A 1,499-nucleotide genomic window follows, 5' to 3' on the forward strand; every position below is an offset into this window, starting at 1 on the left:
GGGACGGCCCGTCCGCTCCGCTCCTCACCCTCCTCACCCTCCTCACCCTCCTCACCCTCCTCACCAACCCCTTCGTGACCAGGAAGGCCGGGTCGTGAACCACACCGTTCTCGCCATCGGCACCGCCGCCCTCACCGCGAGCGGCTGTGTCTGGTACCTGCCCGCCATCGCCGACCTCCAGGCCGGCGCCGACCGGCCCCGCTCCACCCGTACGGCCGCCGCGGCCTGCGTGCTGTGGTGGGCCGGGCTCGCGCTCGCGGGCGGCCTGCTGCTCGTCCTGTCGGACTGGCGGCCCGCCGCCCAGATCGCGCTCGCCGGCCTGGTGGGCGGCGCGGCGCTGCGGCTGCGGGCCCTGTGGGACCGCCGCCGGGAGGTGCGGGAGACGGCGGTCCGCTGGGCCGCCCTGGACGCGGGGCCCGCCCCGCGCTCCCACCGGCCGCCGGCGCTGGCCCTGGCGGGCTGGCTGGTGGTCGGTGCGGCCGTCGCCTCGCTCGGAGCGGCGGCCATCCTGCTGTCCGGCGGTGGCGAGGTCGTGCCCCGGGTGGTGCTCGCGGCGGTCAGCGGCGCGGGCGTCGCGCTCGCCTTCCTGCTGATGGGGCTGGGGAACGTCCGGCGGCAGGGGCGCTGAGGGCGCCCGGCGCCGCCCGATACGGGTCCTGCGGCCCGGTCCGAATGGGGCCGTTGGGCCCTGGGCCCGCGGCCGGTCGCGGGGGGATGATGCCCTGGGCCCCGCTGGGAGTGTGCGGGGGTGACGAAGGTGGAGCCGCGTGATGGCGACCAAGACGGAGGGTGCCGAGGCCTCGGCACCGGTCCGGGTGTTCCTGCTGGACGACCACGAGGTGGTGCGCCGCGGGGTGCACGACCTGCTGGACGGCGAGCCGGACCTGGAGGTGGTCGGCGAGGCGGCGACGGCCGAGCAGGCGCTCGTCCGGGTGCCGGCCCTGCGGCCCGACGTGGCCGTGCTGGACGTCCGGCTGGGCGACGGCGACGGCGTCTCGGTCTGCCGTGAGCTGCGCTCGCGGATGCCCGGGCTGGCCTGCCTGATGCTGACCTCCTTCGACGACGAGGAGGCGCTGCTGGACGCCGTGATGGCGGGCGCCGCCGGGTACGTGCTCAAGCAGATCAGCGGGACCGACCTGGTCGCCGCCGTCCGCACCGTCGCCTCCGGGCGCTCGATGCTCGACCCCGGCGCCGCGACCCGCCTGCTGAACCGTCTGCGCAGCGACGCCGAGCCCGCCCAGCCGGTCACCACCGGACCGGGCCTGACCGTGCGCGAGCAGGAGGTCCTCGAACTCATCGGCGAGGGCCTGACCAACCGGCAGATCGGCGAGCGGCTCTACCTCGCCGAGAAGACCGTCAAGAACCACGTCTCGCGGCTGCTCGCCAAGCTCGGCGTCGAGCGCCGGGTGCAGGCCGCCCTGATCGCCACCGAGCTGCGCCAGGCCTCCGCCGCCCCGCAGCCCTCCGTGCTGCGCTCCGGCCGGTTCTGAGCCCGGGCC

2 protein-coding genes are annotated in these 1,499 nt (G+C 76.8%); both read left to right on the top strand.

Annotated elements, in window-relative coordinates; all coding sequences use genetic code 11:
- The first annotated feature begins 94 nt into the window (after positions 1 to 94).
- Positions 95 to 628, top strand: coding sequence for a hypothetical protein (locus ACFU6K_RS38780; RefSeq protein WP_380671336.1), 534 nt, complete (start codon positions 95 to 97; stop codon positions 626 to 628).
- 142 nt (positions 629 to 770) lie between these two features.
- Positions 771 to 1,490 carry a response regulator gene (locus ACFU6K_RS38785; RefSeq protein WP_380671338.1) on the top strand — a complete coding sequence of 240 codons (720 nt, stop codon included), beginning with the start codon at positions 771 to 773 and terminating at the stop codon, positions 1,488 to 1,490.
- Positions 1,491 to 1,499: the final 9 nt, after the last annotated feature.

Source organism: Kitasatospora sp. NPDC057512 (assembly GCF_042802135.1).
Classification (GTDB): Bacteria; Actinomycetota; Actinomycetes; order Streptomycetales; family Streptomycetaceae; genus Kitasatospora.